This is a genomic window from Sinorhizobium mexicanum, assembly GCF_013488225.1.
GTDB lineage: Bacteria > Pseudomonadota > Alphaproteobacteria > Rhizobiales > Rhizobiaceae > Sinorhizobium > Sinorhizobium mexicanum.
Genome location: NZ_CP041241.1, coordinates 173894 through 197517 on the forward strand (window position 1 = coordinate 173894; position 23624 = coordinate 197517).

General features: G+C 62.6%; 22 protein-coding genes. 8 read left to right on the forward strand and 14 right to left on the reverse strand.

The annotated features are described in order from the left end of the window. Positions 1-35 precede the first annotated feature (35 nt). From FKV68_RS24990 to FKV68_RS25005, 4 genes are all read right to left on the reverse strand, one after another. On the reverse strand, positions 36-1598 hold the full coding sequence (locus FKV68_RS24990; protein WP_180943217.1) for an adenylate/guanylate cyclase domain-containing protein: 1563 nt from the start codon (positions 1596-1598) through the stop codon (positions 36-38). 19 nt (positions 1599-1617) lie between these two features. Then, positions 1618-1983, reverse strand: a complete 366-nt coding sequence (locus FKV68_RS24995; RefSeq protein ID WP_180943218.1) for a response regulator — start codon at positions 1981-1983, stop codon at positions 1618-1620. A 122-nt stretch (positions 1984-2105) separates the two neighbouring features. After that, entirely contained in the window at positions 2106-4862 is a 2757-nt protein-coding gene (locus tag FKV68_RS25000; protein ID WP_180943219.1) for a response regulator, read from the reverse strand. Continuing rightward, entirely contained in the window at positions 4859-5617 is a 759-nt protein-coding gene (locus tag FKV68_RS25005) for a Tll0287-like domain-containing protein (RefSeq protein ID WP_180943220.1), read from the reverse strand. The genes FKV68_RS25000 and FKV68_RS25005 overlap by 4 nt, the downstream gene beginning before the upstream one ends. Positions 5618-5936: 319 nt before the next feature. Here FKV68_RS25005 and FKV68_RS25010 point away from each other — a divergent pair, with 319 nt between their 5' ends. Next, on the forward strand, positions 5937-6929 hold the full coding sequence (locus FKV68_RS25010) for a YihY/virulence factor BrkB family protein (RefSeq protein ID WP_180943221.1): 993 nt from the start codon (positions 5937-5939) through the stop codon (positions 6927-6929). Positions 6930-7044: 115 nt separating this feature from the next. Here the strand turns inward: FKV68_RS25010 and FKV68_RS25015 are convergent, their stop codons facing one another. Then, positions 7045-7473 carry an FKBP-type peptidyl-prolyl cis-trans isomerase gene (locus FKV68_RS25015; protein ID WP_180943222.1) on the reverse strand — a complete coding sequence of 143 codons (429 nt, stop codon included), beginning with the start codon at positions 7471-7473 and terminating at the stop codon, positions 7045-7047. A gap of 285 nt (positions 7474-7758) precedes the next feature. Between FKV68_RS25015 and FKV68_RS25020 the strand changes: the two genes are divergently transcribed. The 3 genes from FKV68_RS25020 to FKV68_RS25030 are packed head-to-tail and all read left to right on the forward strand — an operon-like array spanning position 7759 to position 9753. Further along, entirely contained in the window at positions 7759-8370 is a 612-nt protein-coding gene (locus FKV68_RS25020) for a nutrient deprivation-induced protein (RefSeq protein ID WP_180943223.1), read from the forward strand. Next, entirely contained in the window at positions 8363-8782 is a 420-nt protein-coding gene (locus tag FKV68_RS25025) for a phage holin family protein (protein ID WP_180943224.1), read from the forward strand. Before FKV68_RS25020 ends, FKV68_RS25025 begins: the two co-directional genes overlap by 8 nt. After that, positions 8779-9753 carry a DUF3618 domain-containing protein gene (locus tag FKV68_RS25030; protein ID WP_180943225.1) on the forward strand — a complete coding sequence of 325 codons (975 nt, stop codon included), beginning with the start codon at positions 8779-8781 and terminating at the stop codon, positions 9751-9753. Before FKV68_RS25025 ends, FKV68_RS25030 begins: the two co-directional genes overlap by 4 nt. Before the next feature lie 9 nt (positions 9754-9762). Here FKV68_RS25030 and FKV68_RS25035 read toward each other — a convergent pair whose 3' ends face one another. Beyond that, entirely contained in the window at positions 9763-10026 is a 264-nt protein-coding gene (locus tag FKV68_RS25035; RefSeq protein ID WP_245181367.1) for a hypothetical protein, read from the reverse strand. A gap of 205 nt (positions 10027-10231) precedes the next feature. On the opposite strand from FKV68_RS25035, the gene FKV68_RS25040 reads away from it, so the two are divergent. After that, the gene (locus FKV68_RS25040) at positions 10232-11107 is read left to right on the forward strand and encodes a LysR family transcriptional regulator (RefSeq protein ID WP_180943226.1); all 876 of its coding nucleotides are present in this window, start codon (positions 10232-10234) and stop codon (positions 11105-11107) included. Positions 11108-11124: 17 nt separating this feature from the next. Here FKV68_RS25040 and FKV68_RS25045 read toward each other — a convergent pair whose 3' ends face one another. The 7 genes from FKV68_RS25045 to FKV68_RS25075 form a co-directional block, all read right to left on the reverse strand. Then, positions 11125-12183, reverse strand: coding sequence for a Gfo/Idh/MocA family protein (locus FKV68_RS25045; RefSeq protein ID WP_180943227.1), 1059 nt, complete (start codon positions 12181-12183; stop codon positions 11125-11127). Positions 12184-12195: 12 nt separating this feature from the next. Further along, the gene (locus FKV68_RS25050; protein WP_180943228.1) at positions 12196-13047 is read right to left on the reverse strand and encodes a sugar phosphate isomerase/epimerase family protein; all 852 of its coding nucleotides are present in this window, start codon (positions 13045-13047) and stop codon (positions 12196-12198) included. Positions 13048-13057: 10 nt separating this feature from the next. Continuing rightward, positions 13058-14467 (reverse strand): CehA/McbA family metallohydrolase, encoded by a 1410-nt coding sequence (locus FKV68_RS25055; RefSeq protein ID WP_180943229.1) that lies wholly within the window; start codon positions 14465-14467, stop codon positions 13058-13060. A gap of 1 nt (position 14468) precedes the next feature. After that, positions 14469-15578, reverse strand: a complete 1110-nt coding sequence (locus FKV68_RS25060; RefSeq protein ID WP_180943230.1) for an ABC transporter ATP-binding protein — start codon at positions 15576-15578, stop codon at positions 14469-14471. A gap of 6 nt (positions 15579-15584) precedes the next feature. Then, on the reverse strand, positions 15585-16415 hold the full coding sequence (locus tag FKV68_RS25065) for a carbohydrate ABC transporter permease (protein ID WP_180943231.1): 831 nt from the start codon (positions 16413-16415) through the stop codon (positions 15585-15587). Next, positions 16412-17323: a carbohydrate ABC transporter permease gene (locus tag FKV68_RS25070; protein ID WP_180943232.1), complete on the reverse strand. Its 912-nt coding sequence runs from the start codon at positions 17321-17323 to the stop codon at positions 16412-16414. The genes FKV68_RS25065 and FKV68_RS25070 overlap by 4 nt, the downstream gene beginning before the upstream one ends. A gap of 94 nt (positions 17324-17417) precedes the next feature. After that, a complete protein-coding gene (locus tag FKV68_RS25075; protein WP_180943233.1) occupies positions 17418-18770 on the reverse strand; it encodes an extracellular solute-binding protein in 1353 nt (450 codons plus the stop codon). A 296-nt stretch (positions 18771-19066) separates the two neighbouring features. Between FKV68_RS25075 and FKV68_RS25080 the strand changes: the two genes are divergently transcribed. Beyond that, complete coding sequence (locus tag FKV68_RS25080) at positions 19067-20119, forward strand: LacI family DNA-binding transcriptional regulator (protein ID WP_180943234.1); 1053 nt, start codon at positions 19067-19069, stop codon at positions 20117-20119. Between the two features lie 110 nt (positions 20120-20229). Then, a complete protein-coding gene (locus FKV68_RS25085) occupies positions 20230-22170 on the forward strand; it encodes a DUF5054 domain-containing protein (RefSeq protein ID WP_180943235.1) in 1941 nt (646 codons plus the stop codon). 125 nt (positions 22171-22295) lie between these two features. On the opposite strand, the gene FKV68_RS25090 is transcribed toward FKV68_RS25085, so the two are convergent. Continuing rightward, positions 22296-22700, reverse strand: coding sequence for a DUF1236 domain-containing protein (locus FKV68_RS25090; RefSeq protein ID WP_180943236.1), 405 nt, complete (start codon positions 22698-22700; stop codon positions 22296-22298). Between the two features lie 656 nt (positions 22701-23356). On the opposite strand from FKV68_RS25090, the gene FKV68_RS25095 reads away from it, so the two are divergent. Further along, complete coding sequence (locus tag FKV68_RS25095; protein WP_180943237.1) at positions 23357-23572, forward strand: hypothetical protein; 216 nt, start codon at positions 23357-23359, stop codon at positions 23570-23572. Positions 23573-23624: the final 52 nt, after the last annotated feature.

Here is a 23624-nt window from a genome sequence, read left to right on the forward strand (position 1 = left end):
GGCGGCGGGATCCTCTCAGTGGCAGATCGAATTGGCTACTGCACGAGGTAGGCTTCGACCGCGCCGATGCCTCGCAGATCCAAGGCGCAGCGCGGCTCGAGCGTCCACTGGCCTCGAAGAGAGCGCCGGGTCGCCTCGGAGATCTGTATGCCGTCGGCAACTCCCTGGGACTCGAGGCGGCTCGCGATGTTCACGGTTTCTCCCCAGACATCGTAGACGAAACGAAGGCGGCCGATCAACCCGGCGACAACCGGTCCCGAATGAATTCCGATCCGGACCCGAAAGCGGTCGCGCTCGGGAGCCATGTCCTTCAATGATTCAAGCATGGACTTCGCGAGAGCCACGAGCCTGTCGGCGTGGTCCGCTGCGGGTTCCGGGATCCCGCAAGCGGCCATGTAGGCATCGCCGATGGTCTTGATCTTCTCCACGCCGTGCTGTTCCGTCAGGACGTCGAAGCGGCTGAACATCCCGTCCAACCGGGTGACGAGATCGGATGGTGGCAGCCTTGTCGCGATGGCGGAGAAGCCGACGATATCCGCAAAGAGAATGGAAACCTCTTCGAAGCGGTCCGCGATGATCTCTTCGCCCTCCTGCAATCGGGTGACGATCTGGTCGGGCAGGATCGCGTGAATGAGCGTATCGGCTCGCCGTTTCTCTGTTTCGATCTGCTGAAGATAGCGGTGCTCGCGGTCGAGCCAGCGCTTCTTCTCCAGCGTCGAGTTGATGCGTGCGCGCAGCAGGACCGGATTGAACGGCTTCGTCAGATAGTCGTCGGCTCCGGCCTCGATGCATCGGGCGACCGCCGCGACTTCGCTCAGGCCCGATATCATGATCACCGGCACGTGCCGCCATCGGCCCTCCGACTTCAGTCGCGAGAGCATCTCTATGCCGTTCATGTCGGGCATCAGTATATCGAGCAGAATAAGATCGAACTCGTCCTCGGCCAATCTTGCGAGCGCCGACAGTCCGGATTCGGCGGTGACGACGCGATGACCCTCGCGCCGCAGCCTGCGGGAGAGAAGGTCACGATTGCTGGCGACGTCGTCAACGACGAGAATTCTGCCACCCTGATCCGGCCATGCGGCATGCTCGGTCGTGAAGAGAAGCCGTTCAAGCCCGGCCGCGTCGATTTCGGCTTTCTCGCCCGACTGGAGCGTCTCGATCGCTTCGCCGCGCGAAAGGCCCGCAATGGCATCGACCTGTTTCAAAAGCTCGGCTGCGGCCGCAAGAATGACGCCGAGATCCTCCATCAGCGGGTGCTCGTGCACGTCCCTTGCGTCTTCGAGGAGCATTTCCGAATAGCCGATGATGGCGTTGAGCGGCGTGCGCAGGTCATGGCGGAGCCTTGCCTCCGCTTCTGCTTCCGGGATCTCCGCAGAGCAGGCCGTGCCGTCGAGCAGGTGATCGACGAGCCCGTTCAGTTGCCTGGCGGCGGTGCCGATCCGCTCCAGGTCGGCCTGCATGTGGTGCAGGCCGAGATCCCGCGCCTGCTCGATAAGCAGCTCCTGAAAACCCGAAATCGCCCGAGCGGGGCCTGCTAGCTTCTGGGCCACATGCGCGGCAATCGCCTGGCGCTGGAACTCGTTTCCGATACTCATCTTGCGGACGCCGTTCAATCTATGTCGCGAGCAACTGCTCGATTTTCCGCACGAGCTGCGGCAGGTCGACAGGTTTGCTGTCATAGTCGTCGCAGCCAGCCTCGAGCGCCATGTCGCGGTCGCTCGCCATTGCATGCGCAGTAAGCGCGATGACCGGTATTCCTGACGTCACCGGATTGGCCTTGATCCGCCGGGTCGCCTCCCAGCCGTCCATTACGGGCAGGCTCATGTCCATGAGAATGAGGTCGGGCTTTTCCGATGTGGCGAGCTCGACGCCCGCCTTGCCATTTTCGGCGATCAGCACGTCGAAGCCGCGACGAGACAATCGTCGCGAAAGCATGTCGCGGTTCATTTCATTGTCTTCCACCAGAAGGATTCTCGTCATTTCCGGTTCCTCCGGCCTGCTGCATGTTCGCTTGAATCGGAGCCGACCCAAGGATGAAAACACGCAGCGATTCCAAGTGCTGCAGCACCGCGCGCCGGAGATGACGCGCGGTGCTGCAGGCTTTAGCCCTCGGCAACGGCGTTACCGACTGTTTCCTGCCTTGCTATCTGGCGCTCGAGTGCCTTGACCAATTGGGACCTGCTGTTTGCGCCCTTGTTTACCACCGCGACCGCTCGATCGCGCAGCCATATCAATTCGTTTGAAGAGAGGTCCTTCGACGTGACCACCACGACCGGGATGTTTTGCAGCTCCGGCGTCCTCTGCATCTCGCTCAGCGTCTGGAATCCGTCCATCTCCGGCATCAGAAGATCGAGCAGGACGAGACGCGGCAGAAGCCGCTTCATCATTTCCAGCCCGCGAATACCGTCGCCTGCCTCGTGGACGGTCCAATTCCTCTTCACCAGAATGCGCCGGAGAAAGTCGCGTGAAGCCTGGTCGTCGTCGATGACCAGCACGTCGCGGTTGCCGCCGCCGTGAGCCTCTATCGTCCGGATCAGCTTGTCGGTGTCGATGGGTTTGGTGAGATATTCGACTGCGCCGAGCGAGAGGCCGAGTTCGCGATCCGCCAGGATGGTCGCCAGGATCACAGGGATCGTGCATAGTTCGGGATCGCTCTTCAAGGTGCGCAGCACCGACCAGCCGTCCTGATGAGGCATGATGATGTCGAGGATGATTGCGGCCGGCCGATGCTGCCGGGCGGCTGCTATTCCTTCCGCCCCGCTTGCCGCCTCGATCGAGGCGAGCCCCGCCTCGGCGAGCGCCTTTGCGATCAGGGTTCTCGCCGCCGGTTCGTCGTCGATGATGAGGGCAGTGCGACCCGGCTCTAAAGTCGGCGCCGGCTCGGCCGCTCGAGGCTCCTCGGCTTCTCGCCTGCACTGCGCCGGCACCTCCATCGTGAAGACGGAGCCTTTCCCGACTTCGCTTTCGACTGTGACGACGCCGCCGATCATGTGACTGAAGCTGCGGGTGATACTCAGGCCCAGCCCGGTGCCGCCGTAGTTGCGGGTGGTGGAGGCATCCGCCTGGGTGAAGGCGTTGAAGAGCCGTTCCCGCTGCTCTGGTGTCATGCCGATCCCCGTATCGGATACCTTGAATACCAGCCAGTCGCCGTCGGCGCGCCCCTCGCGCCGGACCGAGAGCGTGACCCGGCCGCCATTGGTGAACTTGGCCGCGTTGCTGAGCAAATTGAAAAGATTCTGGCGCAGCTTGGTCTGGTCGGAGTGCATCTGCCCAAGATCGGCCTCACGGTCCTCTATGAACTCGTTCCGGTTCCTCGCCATCAGCGGTGTGACGGTAGCGGCGACGTCGCGGAGCAATTCGGCGACGTCGAAAGTCTCAAGGAAAACCTCCATCTTGTTCGCTTCGATCTTCGACAGGTCGAGGATATCGTTGATGAGCGAGAGGAGATGCCGGCCGGCGGAGGCAATTTTCTCGAGGTCCGGAACAAGCTCGCTGTCCTGGTGGTCGCGTGCCTCTTCGATCAGCATTTCGCTATAGCCGATGATCGCGTTCAGCGGCGTGCGCAGCTCGTGGCTCATGGAGGCGAGAAAACGGCTCTTGGCCTCGTTTGCCGACTCCGCATGGCTCTTCGCCCGCTCGAGCTCGACTTGCCTCTGCTTGAGTTCGGTGATGTCGGTATAGACGGCGACGGTTCCGCCATCGGGGATCTTGCGCTTGCTGATGCGGACCCATTTGTCGCCGAACCGCTTTTCGTCGACGAGTCCAGCGGGATCCCTGTGGAGGCGCAGCCGCTCCTCGACCCACTCGTCCGGCGATTTGCCTTCGAGGTCTACTTGCCCTCTTTCCAGGTTCTGCTCCACGATTTCGCGGAAGCTCTTGCCGCGAAGCGCTGACGGCTTATGGCTCGGGAAGATTTCGCAATATTTGCTGTTAGCGATCAGGATCCGGTCGTCGGGATCGTAGAGGACGAACCCGTCGGAAATCACCTCGAGCGCCGCGGCGATCGTTCGCCTCTGCCGCTCTGCCTCGTCCTCGAGCTTCTTCTTTTCGATCGCGCCTTCTCGGAAAAGCGAAAGCGTCTTCGACATTGCTCCAAAATCGTCGCCGCCCTCCTGGGGTATCTCGACCTCATAACGTCCCTCCGTCAGCTCGCCGACGACACGACTGAGGCGCCGGAGCGGACCGACGATCGAGCGCAGGACAAGAAGAGTAAGAAGCGAGCCGACCAGAACCACGACGCCGACGAGGACGGCGGACGTCGTGGCGGTCTTCTGCGTTTGCGCGACGACCTCGTTGCGGGCGGCATCCGCATCGGCTCTCACCTGCTCGACGAGCCTGTTGAGATCTGCATCGACGTTGCCGCTGTGGGTGCGCGCCTTTGCCAGGAAGGCGTTGCCGACGATGCGATTGTCCTGGGTATAGCTGTCCGTTGCCTGGAGCGCGGTCTCGACATAGGCGTCGACCTCTGTACGGATTTTCTCGACCGCCTCGGGCGAATGCTCTGCAAGACGCTCCAGTTGAATCTGCAGGCGCTTGCGGGCCTCGTCGGCGTTGCGCTGTGAATTCATCAGCAGGCTGACCGAGAGGTCGGTCAGCCAGTATCTGAGGTCGCCGAAGGCGACATGCGCCGCAGCCGCCGAATCGGCGCGATCGAACAGTTCCCTTGTCTCGGCCATCTGCTCGGCGCTGCGGTAGAGCGCCTGGGTGAGAAAAACGGATGAGAGGATCAGACTGATCAGGCCGGCGGCGGTCAGCGCCGCGACGCGCGCGGAGATCGGCAGATTGGCAAGCCGGCTTCCGAGGCTCCTGGCCGGCGCCGGGGCAGCCTCGATCGACCGCTGCTGCTCTAACGCGCTCATTTGAACAAGACGATGCTGATAGCACCGCCCAGGTCACCCGCCTTCCCCCCTTCCTTCGGATAGCCGGTGACGTCGATCTCGCCCTTCGGCGAACCGTGACAGGAAAGACAGGACTCCGTGTAGTATTCCGGCAGCAGCATCCGGAAGGCAGGGCGGCCGTTTACCTTCGTCACTTCGGTATGGGCCTCGCCCTTCGCCTTCTGAGGCTTCGAGAAGACTTCAGTGATGACCCGGGTCTCCCAGGCATCGGGAAGCGACTTGCGGTTACGCACCAGGACTTCCGGCGCGGTTACGCGCACGAGCGCCTCGTTTCCGACTTTGGCGGCGAATTTCTCGTTCATCAGGCGCGCGAAAACAGCCGGCACAAAACCCTTGAACCCGATGCCGGGACGGTTGATGTCGTCCTGCTCCTCGTCGACGACCTCACGCATGGCCTCGACCTGCGCCTGCAAAAGTCTGCGGTCGCGCTCGGCGAGATCATCGGTGATCAACGGATGGCCGGTGCGCTTGGCATAGAGCGCAATCGCCTCTGCCGTGAAACGCTCGCCATCGAGATGCTTGTCGCCGACGGCCGGATCATTGATGAGCGACTGATAATTCGAAAGGACGCTTCGGGCCGCCCTCAGCAACTCGGCGAGCCGCTCCCCGGTCGCCACATCGGCGGCCTCTTGAGCCGCCACCGAAGACGACAAGAGCAGACACCCGCACAAGACGGTGAAAATGCGGTTTCGCGCCAAAGCTACAAGGGCTTCCATTTTCTTTCCCCCCCGAGAGGAAGCGCAAGTGGGAACGATACCACAGCAAGACCGCTGGAAGGAGTCATCTATGGAACATGGCTTGGCCGTTTAAGTGAGCGAAGGGACGGAGCGTGTGGGTGAGCTTGTTTAAACGGGGCTGCGAGGAGCAGGCTCGGGGCGCCCTATCGGGATCTCGAATGCTGCATGATCGAGGCGGCGGGCGATGCGCTCGCTCAAATGCCTGCAAGATGGCGAAGTATCGGAACAAGCCATTTTCTCCGGAGTTGCTTATGCATGCAGCGAGAGGAAGCTCCTCTCATCCATCGGCGGACAATCCATGGGTACGAACGAAATCGATGCTGCCGAAAGGCTGGCGGCCGCGGAGCCGGGGAGGGGGCGGGATGCCGCCACGCCGCGGGAAATACCTGCGAAGGGGCTGCGGGATGTCTTCTGGCGAGTGGTATCCGAAATCTCTGAGGAGCGAATCGTCCTGATCGCGGCCGGGGTGAGTTTTTATCTGCTGCTGGCGCTGTTTCCTGCATTGGCTGCCCTGGTCTCGATCTACGGGCTTGTCGCGGATCCATCCGCGATCGGCACACACATGGGCATGCTTGATGCGTTGCTGCCGCCCGGGTCCTACGACCTGATCGCGGATCAGTTGCAGACACTGACGACGCAGAAAACATCCACGCTCGGCCTCAGCTTCCTGGTGAGCCTGCTCGTTTCCTTGTGGAGCGCCGCCAATGGCATGGCAGCGCTTTTCGACGCGATGAATGTCGCCTATGGAGAAAGGGAAAAGAGGGGCGTCCTGTCGAGAACCCTCCTGTGTCTTGTGTTCACCTTTGCAGCGCTGCTGTTTGCGGTCGCGCTGATCGTTGCGATCGGCGTCGTGCCGGCCGTGCTCACCTATCTGTGGCTCGATCGTTGGGTGGAAGTTTTGACCAAGATGGCCAGATGGCCGGCTATTCTGCTGCTTGCGACGATCGGCACGGTCCTCATCTATCGATTTGGGCCGAGCCGGGAACGGGCGAAACTCAGATGGCTGAACTGGGGCGCTGTATTCAGCACATTGCTGTGGCTCGCTGCCTCCGCGATCTTTTCTTTCTATCTGGAACACTTCGCCAATTACAACGCCACATATGGCGCTCTCGGCGCCCTTGCAGGTCTCATGATGTGGGTCTGGATCTCGGTGATCATCCTCATCGTCGGTGCGCTCATCAATGCCGAACTCGAGCACCAGACGGCGGTAGACTCCACGACAGGAAAGCCGCTGCCAATGGGCCAACGCGGCGCTTGCGTGGCCGACACGCTCGGGAAAGCCGTCGATTGACGGATATGGCGCGGGAGCCTTGGGCCGCGGCACGATTGCCACGGCCGCCGGCGGGAGGCATCGATGCCGGCCTCCCGCGTTCGTTTTACCTGACCGGCCTCTACAGTAGCGCCACCTAGCTGTTGACGACTTCAACGACGGTGACGTCGAAAACCAGATCCTCTCCGGCGAGCGGATGGTTGGAGTCCACCGTCACTTGGTCGTCCTCGACGCTGGTAACGGTGAACGCCAGCTGACGGCCATCCGCAGTGGTTGCTTGAAGCCTTGTCCCGATCTCGACCCCGTCGGGAACCACGGAACGCGGGACCGTCTGCACCTGGGCGTCATCGTGAGGGCCGTAAGCTTGCTCGGCGGGAATGGCGACCGTGCTCGTCTCTCCGATGGTCATGCCGCTGATCTCGCGGTCGAGGCCGGGAATGATCTGGCCTGCGCCCACTTCGATTTCGAGCGGCTCCCGACCCTGCGAGGATTCGACCGCAGTGCCGTCGGCCAGCTTGGCAGTGTAGTGAATGCGAACGACATCGCCGTTTTTGACTTCGGTCATATCTGCCTCTGGATGGATGTTGGAGTGATGATTGCGGTCTCTTGGCGAAGGGCCGACCGCGGCGCGACATGCCGGTCTCTGCCGGCATCGGTACATGCCAGAACTAGGGCGCTGACCGCGAATGTAAACCGCGGAATGATGCGCTTGCCCTCCCGACCGCGTGGCAACGGCAGCCGCGATACCAGCAATTGCTTCGCAATTGGAACCGCCATGGAACAAGGCTGCAAGTGGCTCGTTTGATTGCAAATATGTGATCGATCGCGATACGCGATGGGAGGAGCCAAAATGAACGATGAACTAAGCAGCCGGGCCCCCGGCGATCCATTGCGGGTGCCTGCAACGACCTCGCAAGGTGTCGACGATGCCCATGGCGCGCAATCCAGTGGAATTGATGAGGGCGCGACAGATCGCAACCTGCAACAGGCGGTGCGTGAAGACCTGAACGACGTCCGGGAGTTCGCCGATGAGCGGGCGAAGCAAGCCCGGGACGCTGCAGCCCGCGCCGCCGAGCGCGAGAAGAACGTCGCGGCACGCCAACTGAGCGGCGTCGCGATGGCCATTGAGAAGGTCGGCTCCGAGCTTCAGCAGTCGGATCAACAGGCGCTTGGCCGCTACGCGCAACAAATCGGCACGTCGCTCCGCGCCTTGGCACGCGACATCGAGGGACGCGACCTCGGCGAAGTTGCGGGCATGGCCGAAGACTTCGGCCGAAGGCAGCCGCTCGCCTTTCTCGGGATCGCAGCGATTGCCGGCTTGGCCGCCAGTCGGTTTCTGACCGCCTCGGCTCAGCGTCGCCCTCGCCGAACCGTTTCCCAACCGTCCTCCGCAGCAGAGCCAGCAAGTGGCCGGCCAAGCGGAGGCGGGTGGAATTTTGAGGAGGATCAGTACAATGGCTAACCATCGGGACGACCGCCCCTTATCGGAACTGATGACCGGTTTGGTGGCGGACATATCCGGGCTTTTCCGCAAGGAAATCGATCTGGCAAAAACCGAGGCGTCCGAGACGTTGAACCGGGCGACAGGTGGTCTCGAGACGCTTCTTGTCGGCCTGATCTTCGCGATCGGCGCCATTGGCGTGCTGTTGAGCGCGGTGGTCCAGGGGCTGGCCGCGTTTTTGGCGACGCGAGGCATCACGGAACCGAATGCCGAAGCATTGTCCGCGGCCGTCGTCGGCGTCGTCGTGGGGTTGCTCTCCTGGGCAATGATTTCGCGCGGCCTGTCGACGATGAAAGGCAGCAGCCTCAAACTCGACAGGACGACAGCCTCCCTGCAGCGCGACGTGGACGTGTTTAAGGAGCAAATGCGATGAACGAATCTCTCCACACACATTCGTCTGCAGAGCTGCAGCGAGAGATCGAGGCTGATCGCCAACGGATTGAAGAAAAGCTCCACGCCATCCAGGAACGCATGTCCCCGGGACAGCTGATGGATGAAATGCTCGAATATGCCAAGACGAGCGGCGGAGCCGAATATCTCAGCAATCTCGGTGTCGCGCTCAAGGCAAATCCGATCCCCGTCGCCTTGATGGGCGTAAGCCTCGCCTGGCTGCTCGCCAATCCGGGGTCTCGCGCGCCAGGATTGAAGGATGACGACGACGGCGCGGACCACTATCCGCTCGCGACAGTGACGGGCTCCATAAGGCGCATCGGACCTGTGGAGGCGAGCTTCGGCGAGCGCTACAGCCACTTCACGGATGAAAGCGGCAGTCGCTTCAGGGCCCTGACGGACACGGCCGATCGTCGGGCGGGCCACTTCGTCGACCCAAACGGCAACGTTTACCGCGGCTTCGCCGACGCAACCGGGAAGCAGATCGAAGACATACGCAACGAGGCCGGTGCCTTGTTCGACGAGGCATCCGGTTGGGCATCCAGCACATGGCGGCAGGTGAGTGCCACGGCAAGCCGCCTGTCCGGCTCTCTCGCGGACACCGGCAAGTCGCTTGCCGGCCGCGCGCAAGATACCGGCCGATCGCTGCAAGAGGAGGGTGCACATCTCAATGCGGCTATCCTCAAGCATTTCCGCGACCAGCCGCTGGTCGGCGGCGCACTCGCCTTTGCGGTCGGTGCGGCGATAGGGGCCGCGCTGCCCCATACCGACACCGAGGACGAGGCCATGGGTGAGGCCGCTGACGACGTGCGCGGCAATCTCGCGGCGAGGACCAATGCGGCGGTCGGCGACGCGATCGAGACAGGGCAGGAGGTCCTGGAAAAGACCGGCGATGCCATGCTTGAAGCTCATGACGCTGCCCGAGATCGGTTACGCGAATCGCCCCGGGAATGAGGTCTGCCTTCATTTCACGGGGGTGCAATCGCTGATCGACAGGTTGGCCGGATGACCGCAGGGCTGAGAGTGTCTCGCGCGGCTTGCCGCGCCGAGCGAGCCTTCGCGATCACCGGCTTGCGAACGACGCGCCGCCGACGTCTCGATCCATTTCACCAGCCAGCCGAACCCCTCCCATTCGGCACCGTCCAGTGGATCGGCAAAGGCGTCGCTTCTCTTTTTGCGCTGTTGGCCTACCAGTTCCCTGTATAGGATCGTCCATTGAAGTAGCATCTCGTTGCTCCAGGCTTCTACAGCGCCGCGCGTCTTGTCAGACGCGCAAATGGCGCTGTAGCACTTTGAATTTGCTGCATGTTTCGTTAAATCGGCTACGATCTAGGGAAACATGCAGCAGCGTTGCCCGAAGATGGTTCGCGAGGCAGTGCAACTGTAGAGGCACAAACGAAAGCCATCTTTCATGGATGAAAGTCGAGCTGGCATGAAAGTCGAAAACTGGGAAGATCTTCGTCTCTTTCTGCACGTCGCCGAACAAGGCGGGCTTGCGGGTGCTGCCGAGAAGACCGGCATCAGCGCGCCGACCATCGGGCGACGGATGCTGGCGTTGGAACGGGCGACGGGCCGAGCGCTGTTCGTCAGGGCGCGGACGGGATACGAGCTCGCAGCGGATGGGCGGATATTGCTGGACCGCGTGAGGGCGATGCACGAGGCAGCGCAGGACATCGTCGATTGGCACGAGGCGGTGCATTCGATGCCGATCGTAAGGCTCCTCTCGGACAACACGCTGTCGTGCTTCACGGCAACAAGCCTTCGGCACCTTTGGGCGCCGCACGATGCTTTTCGCGTTTGCTTCAAGACGACCGAGGCCGCGATCGACCTGACACACCGCGACGTCGATATTGGGCTCGCCGCGGAGCGGCCGCAGTTGGGCAATGTCGCGGTCCGGCGTTCCGTTGCCGTTGCCTACGCGCCGTACTGCGCGCAGGGTTTCGACCATCGGCGCCATTGCAACTGGGTCTCGCTCGGTACCGATGTCGCCAACCAGCCGTGGAAGCGGTGGGCGTTCGAACAGCCGGGCCGGCACATCACGAACTGGGTAAATTCACCGCGGATGATGTTCGATCTGGTGAAGGCGGGAGCGGGCATCGCCGTCATGCCGTGTTTCATCGGCGATAGCGATCGAGGTTTCGTCCGGGCGGGGCCGGTGATCGATGAACTCGGCCATGATCTGTGGATCGTACTGCACGGCGACGAACGGGGTCGCCAAACCGTGCGCACGGTCGCAGACCGGCTTTCGGCGCTGCTCACAGCGAATGCCTCGCTTTTTTCAGGATCGAATGGCCGCGATCCGCTTTGAATGAGAGCGGGACAGTCTCAGAAATGCCGCCCTACCTCGGCGAAGAGGTCAAGGTCGGCGAGTGAATCCTCGAGGTCGGTTTTTGGGCGTGTCCCTTGCGTCACGCAGTCGTGGAAGGCGCCGAGCTCCACCCGGAAGGCATCCTCGTAGAACGGTCCGATGATCTCGGTGCCGGTTTCGGTGTCGGTGGAACTGGTGATTTCGAGCCGGGTCGGCAGGTTGCGGACATAGGGCGTGTCGTAGTTGATCTTGTATTGCCGGTTCTGGGTCAGCACCTCGATGCCTGAATCGAAGCGGGCGACGTCGTGGATCACCGCCTCGTAGACCGCGGTGAAGTGACCGTAGTCGAAGAGCGCCACCAGCGATTCCCCGCCCGATTGCCGCGCCGCCGCCACGCCCTTCGGCGGGCCCAGGAGCTCGCGCATGGCGGAAAAGCTGTGCGAGGAGAGCCCAGTCAGCACCTGATAGGCGCGCACCGCATGATTTGGGCGATCCGCGCCTATCACTTCCCGCAGAAGGGCCTGCGTCCTCGTGCGACCTTCCGTAATGACGGTCGCCGGGACGTCGGTGGCGCGTAAGATATGGCGCGTCTGGTCGACGAAGAAGCGCGATTCACGGATCAGGTCGCGGATGCGGACATGGCGGATCTCCTCGGCCGGAGGCATGCGCTTCTTTAGTTCCAGAAACGGCCGGGCGTAACGGCGCATGTAGCCGACGAAGACAGTCTTCGGGTTGTTTCTGTTGCGTTCGATGAGCGGCAGAAGTTCGCGTCGTGTGAGGCAGACGGGTTTCTCGATGAAGACGTGCTTGCCCGCTTCGATCGCCTTGGCGAGAAGCTCCGAATGCAGATAGTCCGGTGCGAGGATGAACACAGCATCGATATCCGGTGCCGCAAGCATTTCCTCGACGTGGGTGGTGCGGAGGCGGGCTCCGTAGCGCACGCCCATCGCCTCGACCAGCATCGGTGAAACGTCGCAGACGCCGGCGATCCGGAAGCCGGGGTGATCCGCGAGGAGGGGAAGATGCATGATCTGGGCGACCTCGCCCAGACCGATCAGGCCGACAGAAATCTGCATCGGCGACTGCTCCTAGATAAGTGGTTTCAGAAATTCGGCGTTGCGCTTTGCAAGCTGGGCGGGGCTCTCGCTCATGACCTCGAAATAGTCCTGTTCGACAACCACGGGGCCGGCGAAGTGGCGCTCCTTGAGCATCCGCACCACCGCGGCGATATCGACCACGCCGTCCGGGAGCGGGCACATGGCGCCCGCCTCGAAGGCTTCACGCACGGTCAGGTCTCCGGCGAGCATGCGCTCGCGCACCGTGGCGTCGATGTTCTTCAGGTGCATTGAGCCGATGCGATCCCAGACCTTGCCCATGTAGGCGAGCGGGTCCTGATTCCAGAAGGCGTGATGACCGGTATCGAAGCAGAGCTCGATTCCCGTATCCTGCAGCAGGCGGTCGATCTGCTCTTCGAACTCCACCGCGGTTGCCACATGCGGATGGAAGGCGAGGGTGATATCGAACTTTTCCCTGAGCAGCGCCTGTGCACCCTGCAGCATCGCTGTCATCGCCCGCCACTCTGCGTCGGTGAGCCGGCCGACCGCATGCGGCGGATAGACGTTGCCCTCGTCCATGAGCGTAAGGGTGCGGGCGCCGAGGGCATGAAGCAACTTGCCGATCTTCTCCGCATCCGCAAGCAACTGCGAGCCACTCAGCGGATCCGAGAAGGTGTGCACGTGCACCGTGCCGACGAGTTCGAGACCCCGGCCGGCCAGCGCGTCCTGCAACGCTGCCGGATCGGTGGGCAGGAAACCGTAGGGGCCGAGTTCGGTGCCCCGGTAGCCGGCTGCCGCGACCTCGTCGAGATATCGCCCGGCGCTCACGCGCGGATGGTCGGGATAGAAGATGCCCCAGGAACAGGGGGCGTTGGACAGGAGCATTCGGGCTCTCCTATGGCGCGAAATAGACGGGATTGGAAATTGCGCGGCGCAGCGGCTCGACCTCGAGCTCCGCCTCGGTCAGGCCCCATGGAAGGGGGGCATCACCCACCGCCGCGCGAAACTCCACGACGAGTGCGGCGTGGCTGGCGTGGGCCAGGATTTCGCAACGTAGGAATTTCTTGGGTGCGGCTTCCAGTCTGAACCTCTGGTCGACGTCCTCGATCGGCATGCGCGCGATCTCGCCGCTGGCGTCGTACCAGGCCAGGAGGTCGCCGGCCGCGCCCATGACGTGCGCCTCGGCGCGCCCGCCGGAAACGGTTGAATGAACGGTCGATCCCATCGGCGCGCCGTCGACGGTCAGTGCGAGATGCGGGCCGGTGGGGCCTTCGGTGACATAGCCGTGCCCCGCCTTCATCGCTTCGAGCACGGTGTCCTCCGAGAGTTCGGGCAGCCACAGGACCGTCGTCGGACGGGCGAGTGCGAACGGCCCTTCCGGCAGCAAGCGGGCCGGCTGGTGATAGTCGCTGCCGCCGATCGCCGACAGTTTCCGGCCCGATGCGAGCCGCTCCTGATAGCGGCGCAGCGATATCCAGTTGCGGGCAAACCAGGGCTGCTGCCAGACCTCCATGCAGTCGATCCGCGGCAACTCGTAATCCCAGGGAATGGTCGGCTTGTCGTGGTTTATCGAGAGCAGTCCGCCCTTCTCGTGCACGATCTGCGACAGCTTGTGCGCGTCCTCCCGCCTGGTCATGCGGAAGTCGATCCAGTCGTCGACGCCGAAGACGTTGGCGTGGCCTTCGGCGGTGGTCACTTCCATGGCACGCACGAAGACGAGCTCAGGCGAGGAGCGGGCATGGAAATAGCGCCGCTGGGTGGTGGTGTTGTGGTCCGCCACGGCGAGAAAATCGAGGCCTGCTTGCTTCGCCGCGGCGTGCAGGAGTTCCGGGCTGCCCTTGGCATCGGAATGGAAGGTGTGGCAGTGGAGGTCGCCCCTGTACCAGCCGGCACCCTTGCGAACGGGGCGCGGGCGTTGCGGTTGCGGTGCGTGCGGGCGCGGCGCGTCGTCGAATGCGAAGGTCAGTTCGACATCGACGCCGTGCTCGGGAACTCGGTACAGCCCCAGGATCACGCGCCAAATGCCGGCCGGCATCTCGCCATGGACATAGCCGGGCGTGGCGTCGTCGGTTGCCACGAAGAAGCGATCGCGCGCGCCGCCGCTCCAGCCGCGAAAGCCCTGTTCGCTCGGGAAATCGCCAAGTCGCGGATCGGCGCAGCCGAGATCGATGATGCAGTCGCTCGCCCCCTCGTAACGCATCGTCACCTCAAGGCGCGTCGTGCCCACGGGCACGTCGAAAGGCGCGTAGAAATAGGGCGAGCGCGCCTTGTCGGCCGGTGTCAGATGCAGGTTATACTTGAGCATGTCAGGCCGGTTCCCCATCCATCGGAAGCCGTGCTCCTGATGGATCGAAGAGGTGGACGTGTTCGGAGGAAAAGCCGAGCGTCACGGTCGCGTCGAGCGCGATCACGTCATCGGTGAAGATGCGGGCGGTAAAGCGCGCGGCATCGTCCCGCTCGAGCGTAACCAGCTTCTCCGGCCCCATATTCTCGTTGGCGAAAAGCTGCCCGTAGACGGTGTTCGCTTCTCCACCGCGTGCGATCGATAGATGTTCCGGGCGAACGCCGAGGGTCAGCTTGCTGTTGTTTTTCAATGCCGCGGCGACCGAGCGTGAGACCGGGAGCGGCGCGACGGAAACCCTGTCCGCTTTCAGGTGGAGCACGCCATCGGCGATCATCGCCTCGACGGGCAGCAGGTTCATCGGCGGGCTGCCGACGAAATTGGCGACAAAGGTGGTTGCGGGCCGGCGGTAAACCTCCATCGGCGGCGCATATTGCACAACCTTGCCGGCGTCCATCACCGCGACCCGGGTGGCAAGCGCCATGGCTTCGGCCTGGTCGTGGGTGACATAGACCGCCGTCATGCCCATGTCGCGCTGCAGATGGTTCAGGAAGCCACGCGCCTCCAGCCTGAGCTTCGCATCGAGATTGGAGAGCGGCTCGTCGAAGAGATAGACCTCGGACGGATAGACCAACGCACGCGCAAGCGAGGTACGCTGCTGCTGGCCGCCGGAAATCTGCGACGGCATGCGTTCCATGAGGTGGCCGATCTTCAGCACATTCGCCACTTCGCGGGCCCGCGCATGGCGCTTGGCTTCCGCTTCTCCGCGCACCTTCAGCGGGTAGGCGATGTTGTCGGCCAGGTTCATGTGTGGATAGAGCGCATAATCCTGGAACACCATGGAGATCTTGCGGTCCTTCGGATGCAGGAAGGTGACGTCGCGATCGCCGATCAGCAGTTGGCCGGAGGTCGGCGTCTCCAGGCCGGCAATCATGCGCAGGGTCGTCGTCTTGCCGCAGCCGGAGGGGCCGAGGAGGCAGACGAATTCGCCGTCATTCATTTCGAGGTCGAGATCCGACACGGCGACGAACTCGCCGAATTTCTTGGTGATGCTTTTGAAGCGTATGGAAGCCATGAACCTTTAAGCCTTGATACCGCCGAAGAACCGGAAACCGAACTTCCAGCTCACGAACAGGTAGAGAATGACGACTGGAAGTGAGTAGAGCAGGGAATAGGCGGCGAGCAGCGTGACGATCGGGGTTCCCGCCTCCGAATAGAAGGAATAGATCGCCACGGAGGCGGGCATCTTTTCGCTGGACCGCAGCAGGATGAAGGGGATGAGGAAGCTTCCCCAGATGCTCACGAATGCCCACACCACCACGACCACGATGCCCGGGCGGATGACCGGCAGGGCCACGTCGAAGAAGGCCTGGACGGGCGAGGCTCCAGCGACCATCGCACTCTCCTCGTAGCTCTTCGGGATGCTGTCGATGAAATCGCGCAGGATGAACATGGCGGTCGGCAAAAGCCCGCCGGCGAAAACGAGGATCACCGCGATCTGCGTGTCGATGAGGCCGATGCCGTTGATGATGAGGAAGATCGGTACCATCGCCGCCGATCCCGATACGACGGAGGAGAACAGCAGCAGGATGTAGGTGATGACGCTCTTGCCGGGGATCGGCGAGCGCGACAGCGCATAGGAGGCAAGCGTGGCGCCACCGCCCACGAGGATGACGCCGCCGACGCTCTGAACGAGGGAGTTCCAGAGGCCTCGCATCGCGAAGCCGTTCTGGAAGACGGCCTCGAAATTGGCAAGCGAGAACGGCGCCGGAATGGAAAGGCCCAGCTCGGCGCGTGGGTTGAACGGCGCGAAGATGAACCAGACGAGCGGTAGCGCGAAGAACACCCCGATCAGGGCCGTCGCAACCGAAAAGCCGATGCGGGTGAAGTAGAGGCCGAGGTAACTTCTCATGCAGCCACTCCCTTGGCGCGACGGCGCATTACCCAGAGGTAGAAGAGCGCGAAGACGAGATTGATCAGCATCACGACCACGCCGACCGCCGCGCCCTTGCCGAAATCGAAATCGCGGAAGGCGATGCGGTAGGTGTAGATCGGCAGGATCTCGGTGCGATAGGACGGCCCACCGCTCGTCAGCAGGAACGGTGTGAAGACATTGAAGCTCCACATGGTGATGAGGATCAGATCGGTCACCACATGGCCGCGGATGAGGGGAAAGCCGATATCGCGGAATTTCTGCCAGCTCGAAGCCCCCGCGACGTCCGCCGCCTGGAAATAGCTCGGCGGGATGGAGGAGAAGGCGGAGTTGAACAACATCATGGAGAAGGCCGTGCCGCGCCAGGTGTTGAAGACGACGATCGCCCAGAAGGGAAATGACAGGAGCCAATCACCCCGCGGGAAGCCCAGCGCTTCCATGATCATGTTGAGCGTACCGTTCTCGTAGTCGAGGAAGGCGAACCATGCGAAGGCGATCACAACCTCGGGAAGGATCCACGCGCCAATCGCCACCGTCTCGGTCAGGTGCTTCAGCGATTTGGGCACCGATTGCAGCATCCACGCCAACAACATGCCGAGTGCCGCCTGTCCGACGACCGCCGACAGCAGAACGAACTGGATGGTCAGGATCAGCGAGGAGCCGAATTCACCGCGCGTGAAGAAGGTCGCCGCGTCGAAGAGCGAGAAATAATTGGCTAGTCCCACGAAATCCGGGTCCACCGCCGTGCGGCCCAGCAGCGAGCGGTTGGTGAAGGAAACAAAGATGACCCAGAAGAACGGCGCGATGACGAATGCGCCGATCAGAAGTCCCGCCGGGGCGAGGAAGGCAACCCCGGTGCCGCGGGATAGAAGGGAAAAGGATTTCATCCGACCTCCTGCTTCCGCGCATATGGGGCCGTCTCCTGCCGACCCATATGCGCGGAGGGTTGCCACGTCTGCCGTGCGGGACGCGGGGCGACCGTTAGAGCAGGCTCACGGTCTTTTCCTCGCCCACGATCCGGATCACGGCATCGCGATAGCGGCTCATGGCGTCTTCCGGCGACAGCTCGCCCGAGACGACCGCCTCGGTCATGCGCTGGACCTCGGCCGAAACGGCGTTGTATTTGGCGTCGTTCGGCCGCGCGGTGGTGAGCGGCAGCAGCGCCTGCGAGGTTTCCGCAAGGAAGGGGGCGTCCGCGATCTCCACGTCGTCGCGAATGCGGATGCGCGGTTCGTATTTCTGGAACTCGGCGAGCTGTTCCTTGCTGTTCATGAAGGCGAGCAGTTCCCAGGCCAGTGCCTTCTCATCCGTGTTGGGATTGAGGACGAAACCGGTGCCGCCGGAGATCGTCACGAAGTCCTGGCCGCGGATGCCCTTGCCGGGCTCCTTGGCCGGCATCTTGGCCCAGGTCACGACCTGATCGCGGTTTTCGACGGCAAATTCGGAGCCCGGTGCGGTCACCGAGCGATAGAACCAGTCGCTTTCGAGAAGCATCGCGGTCTTGCCATCGCGGAAGTTCGCAAAGGTGCGGTTGCGCCCGTCGCCCAGCAGTTGGGCCCGCTGGTCGCCGAGCTTCTCGTCCACATACACCGTCTTGTAGAGATTGAGCGTGTCGAGAATGCCCTGGCTGGAGACGATATAGCGGCCCTTGTCGTCGGTGACCTCTTCGCCCGTGCCGAGCAGCGCCATCCAGTAGCCCTGCATGGTCGTCGCCTCGCCCATCGGCACGCCGGCGTTGATCTGCAGCGGGAAAGAATCGGGGTTCTTCGCCTTGAGCTTGCGGGCGGTATCGAGCAGGTCCGCCCACGACTTGGGCTGCCAGCTTGCGGGGTCGATGCCGGCCTCCCTCAGGAGATCGGCGCGCACGAAGATCACGCGCACATCGGTACCGAGCGAAAGTCCGTAGGCTTTGCCCTGATAGGACATGAGCGCCTTGGCGCCCTCGGTGATATGGCTCCAGCCGTCCCACTTCGTCACGGCATCGCCCGCCAGTTCGTCGAGCGGCTTCAAAAGCCCGCCCTCGACGAAACTCGGGATCAGGAAGCCATCGAAGCCGGCGACGTCCGGTCCGGCGCCGGTGGAAAAGTCGAGGGCGAGCTGCTGTGTCAGCTGCTCGTCGGAACCGGCAAATTCGGTCAGGGTAACCTTGACCCCGTCACCCTTCATCTTGGCAAAGCCGGGAATGACGCTTTTCTTGACCCAGGCGGCGAGTTCGGAGTTTACGCCACCCTCGACGCAGCGGCAGGTGATCGAAAGGTCGGCGGAGATTGTCGGCGAGGCGAACGTCGTCGCCGCTGCAAGACTCAGCCAGAATGCATGCAGGTGAATGCGCATCGCGATTTTCCTCCCTTCGCGATTGGTAGGGCCGGCTCCCGCGGCCCACGAGCGGCTGTCCGGCAAGTGCCGTCGTCCCTCGTGTCGAAAAGTGAACACGTTTTCAGTTTGGCGTCAACCCGACGTGAGCCGAATTCATTTGCTGGCGCTCACGCCGCAGAAGCGGATCGTCGAAATCACTGAGAAGCAGGGAAATTTTCGCGGAATCGCCCAGACGGGGCTTGACCGTTCGGTTCTCGCGCGGAAGGATAATAGTGAACACGATTTCAGTTTTCGGGGAAAGTCAGGTCGATCGCTTGACCAACAAACTTAATGAGACACCGCAGCGCATCACGGCGGAGACGGTGGCCGAGGCAGCCAAGGTCTCCCGGGCCGCCGTTTCGCGCGCCTTCAATCCGGACGCGCCGCTGAAGCCGGAAAAGCGGGCGAGCATCCTGAAGATCGCCGAGGAACTGGGCTATGTCCCCGATCGTGCGGCGCGCGCGCTAGTGACCCGGCGCACCCACCTTGTTGGCATGATCGTACCCGATGTCTGCAGTCCCTGGGAAAGCCAGGAGATCGATGCGCTCACGACAGCCCTCCAGGCGGAAGGCTTCGCCACGCTGCTCTTCAAGACGCGCACGGATTTCAGCATGGACGAGACGCTGCTCGCCTACATGCGCGGCTTCAATCCGGACTCGGTGATCGCCTTTACCGAGAATGTGCGTCCGCACATCCTTAGCCGCTTCCTTGACCGGGCGGTACCGATCTACATCAACTACCTTATGGACGAGGAACCGGCGGATGGAGTGCGCGCGCGAGAGCCGGAGGCGCTCTACGACCGGATCGATGTCGATCAGTGGGAGGGCATGGAACAGGCGGTGGCGCTTCTTGCGGGCTATGGCTGCCGGCGCATCGCCTATCTTTCCGGCAAGCGCGATTCACTTGCCGAGCAGGCCCGCCGCAGGACGCTGGAAGTGCTGATGGCGCGGCGGGGCTTGACCCCGCCGATCATCATTCCCGGTGATTTCAGCTACGACGCCGGCCATGCCGGCACGCTCGATCTCTTCCGGGTCGGCGAGGGGGCCGACGCCATCTTCGCCGCCAATGATGAGAGCGCCTTCGGCGCGCTCGACGCGTTGCGCTACGAATTGAAGCGGCGCGTGCCGGAGGACGTGAAGGTGGTCGGCTTCGACGACATCTCCCAGTCGCACTGGCGCAGCTACAACCTGACGACGGTGAAGGTGGATCTCGAGGCGCGCACGCGCGCGCTCGTCCGCTTGATCCTGCGTCGCCTGAAGGATCCGGCCGCGCCAGCCCTTTCCGAGACCGTGCGCACGCGGCTCGTGGTGCGCGGCACGGTGGGCTAGAGCAATTCCAGGAAAAGTGTGCAACGGTTTTCCGTCCGGAATTGCGTAATTTCAAGCAGTTAGATCACTTCACTGCTTCCCCATGAAGTGATCTGCGCGAAAGGCATTGCATGACCGCTCGACGCATCCACCTGGTCTTCAAGACCCATCTCGATATCGGCTTCACAGACCATGCGGAAAACGTGCGGCGGCTTTATCACGAGCGGTTCATCCCGCAGGCGATCGCGACGGGCGAGCATTTTCACGCAGAGGACCCGCAAAACCCGAAGTTCATCTGGACGACGGGCGCATGGCTCATCTGGGACCACCTCAACACGCGTTCGGCCGAAGAGGTGGCGCGGCTCGAAAGGGCGATCGAGAAGGGGGTGATCCGCTGGCACGGCCTTCCCTTCACCACCCATTCGGAACTAATGAGTCCCGCGCTCTTCCGGGCCGGGCTTTCCTATGCGGCCGAGCTCGACCGCCGCTTTGGACGGCAGACGATCGCTGCAAAAATGACGGACGTGCCGGGCCATACGCGCGGAATTGTGCCTTTGATGGCCGAGGCCGGGCTGAAATTCCTGCATATCGGCGTCAACACCGCCTGTCCTTCTCCGGACGTTCCGGAAATCTTCCGATGGCAGGCCCCTGGCGGCGAGGAGATCGTCGTCATGTACCAGCAAAGCTACGGCGCCACCCACCTGCCTGAGGGGCTTTCCGAGGGCCTGAGCTTTGCCCACACCAGCGACAATATCGGCCCGCAGCAGATTCATCAGGTGGTGGAAGTTCTGCGGGAAATGGGCCACCGGCACCCGGACGCTGAAATTCGAGCGGGCACCCTTGAGGATTATGGCGCGTTCCTGTGGGAACGCCGGGAGCGCTTCCCGGTGGTGGACCTAGAACTCGGCGACAGCTGGATCCACGGCGCTGCCGCCGACCCGGTAAAGATCGCGCGGTTCCGGGCCTTGCAGCGGCTTTACGACACCTTCGAGGCGGAGGGGCTGTCGCCGGCGCGGCACGACTTCGGGCGCAAGCTGACGCTGGTGGCCGAGCACACTTGCGGCGTCGATATCAAGACATACCTGCGCGACGAAACGGCCTGGGACCGGCCGGCCTTCGAGGCGATCAGGAAAGACGACTACCGCTTCCGCTATACCGAAGCTTCCTGGGGCGAACAGCGGATCTATCTCGGTCAGGCAGTCGAGGCGCTTTCGGCTGACGACCGCAGACGAGCGGAGGCTGCCCTTCGGGAGACGGAGGTGCCGGCTGCGATCGACGTCCAGCCGTCGCCGCCGACGGGCAAGGTCACGGTCGACGACATGGAGGTGGAACTCGATCCCGAGACCGGCGATATCCTGGCGCTCGCCGCGAGCAACTGGCGGCTCGAAGGAGACGGACGGCTGTTCGGCTACCGCTATGAGAGCTACGACGCCGACGATCTGGCCCGGTTCATGGACAGCTATCTCACCGACCGGCCGGAATGGGCGATCCTCGATCACGGCAAGCCGGGGCTAAGCGGTGCGCAGACGGCGCGGTCCGCTTCCTTCAGGCCGCAATTGATCGGCATTGCAAGGGATGGCGGCAAGCTTGTGGTCGCCTGCCGGTTTTTCGGCGCAGCGCAGGAACAACTGGGAGCCCCCGCCCGGGTGGATTATGTCGTGCAGCCGGCGGGCGACGGCGTCGAACTCGCGGTAGTGTTGCGCGGCAAGCCCGCCAACCGGATGCCGGAAGCGGGTTTCATCGATATTGTCTCGAAGGGGGCTGTCGGCTGGGAATTTTGCAAGACCGGACTCTGGCAGAAGGCGGCGCGGACTGTCCGGCGGGGTGGCGGAGCGTTGCAGGCGATCTTCGCCGCGCGCACAGCTTTTGCCGGCGGACATATGACGGTCGAGCCGCTCGACTCGCCGCTCGTGGGACCGCTCGGGGAATCCTTCATGCGGTTCCCCGACAGGCCGCCGGCCTACAGAGCAGGGCTCGCGTTCAACCTCCATAACAACAAATGGGGCACCAATTTCCCGATGTGGTGGCAGGGCGACTTCATCAGCCGCTTCCAGATTCACATTGACGGTTGAAACGACTCCGGCCCCGGGCTTTCCCGTCGCAGCCCGCGGGATATCAGCGGCGTAGAGACGAATGGCCGGGCAAGACGGAAATGAAGGTGCTCCCCGCTGCTGAAGGCGCGGGGAGCACCGGTCGCTTACCGAATGACCTGCACTACAGTATAGGTCTTGGGATCAACGATGACGCGCTGATGGTTCACGACCGCGTAGGCATAGGTCGGATTCTCCGGTATCGGCGTCAGGGCAACGGTCCGCGGAAGCGGTCGACCGACTGCGATACGCTCACGAACAACGACCGTATCCGCCATCGGCTGCTGCTGCACGTAGGTGACTACCTGCTGCGGCGGAGGCGAGATGGCGGCACCGGCGATGAGACCAACCGCGCCGCCGACAGCAGCGCCTACCGGGCCTCCGACAATCGCGCCGGTCACAGCGCCGCCTGCCGCACCGGTCACGGCGCCGTCATTATTGTCATTTGCCATCGCAGGCGCTGCCATAAGCCCGACTGCAAGGGCGGGAACCAGAAGAATTTTCGTACTCATGATCAATCCTCCTTCTTCTGTGGAGGATAAAACGCCGAGCATATGGATAGGTTCCACATATTTGCGGAATGTTAAAGACTAAAATAAAACGTGAAAACTATATTTCGAAAAATCACGCGTCCTATATTCTGCATTTTCCGTGAAGAGATGCGACTGTTCCCGATAATTACATAATATGCCACCTGATTTTGGATCGCTGTCGCGCACGCAACGATCAAGCCTCAAATCCTCCTCCGCTACTTTCTTGACGCGCTTGGCGGCCGGAACCCGGCGAGCTTGATTTGTATCGGATCCCACGGCCGGGTTACGGGAGAGGCAACCGGTGGGATTGTTGGACGCGCGGGCTGCGGGTTTTGGGAGGCAATTTGCTTGATCGGGGGCTTGAAACCTGCGGGTCAGGACCCATCTATCCCACACTGCCCGTATCGAGGCGTTTTCGAGCCGACGACTGGTCTGGCCGCAAGACATCTCCGGGTCGAATAGGGCGCTCCCCTCAATGGGTTGAGCGCCCTATTCCATTTGACGAGGACGGCAATTCCGCGGCGGATGGGGCGCCGCCGCGTTCAGAAAGCAGCCGAAGCGCCGCCCATGCATTGCATTAATCGCATTAATAGGGACAATAACAGGGATAACAAGCGAGCAAGGGAGGAAGTGCGATGCCACAGCAGCCTCACTCCATTGCCACCCCCGCCGAGCACATTGTGACCGCGCGCGAGGCATTGGAGTTGCTATATCTGCACCTCGAACAGGAAGCCGAAGCCAAGCTCGTGGCTGCGGCCATACGCGCCGGCTGGTCCGCCGAGGAGGCGTTATCGGCGATCGATGAGCTCAAGCTGGAAGACATGCAAGCCATCGCCAGGCGGAAGTCCTAATCGCGACGAAAATGGCTGCAAGACGTCGCTTGGCCGCGGAATTCGAGACCTC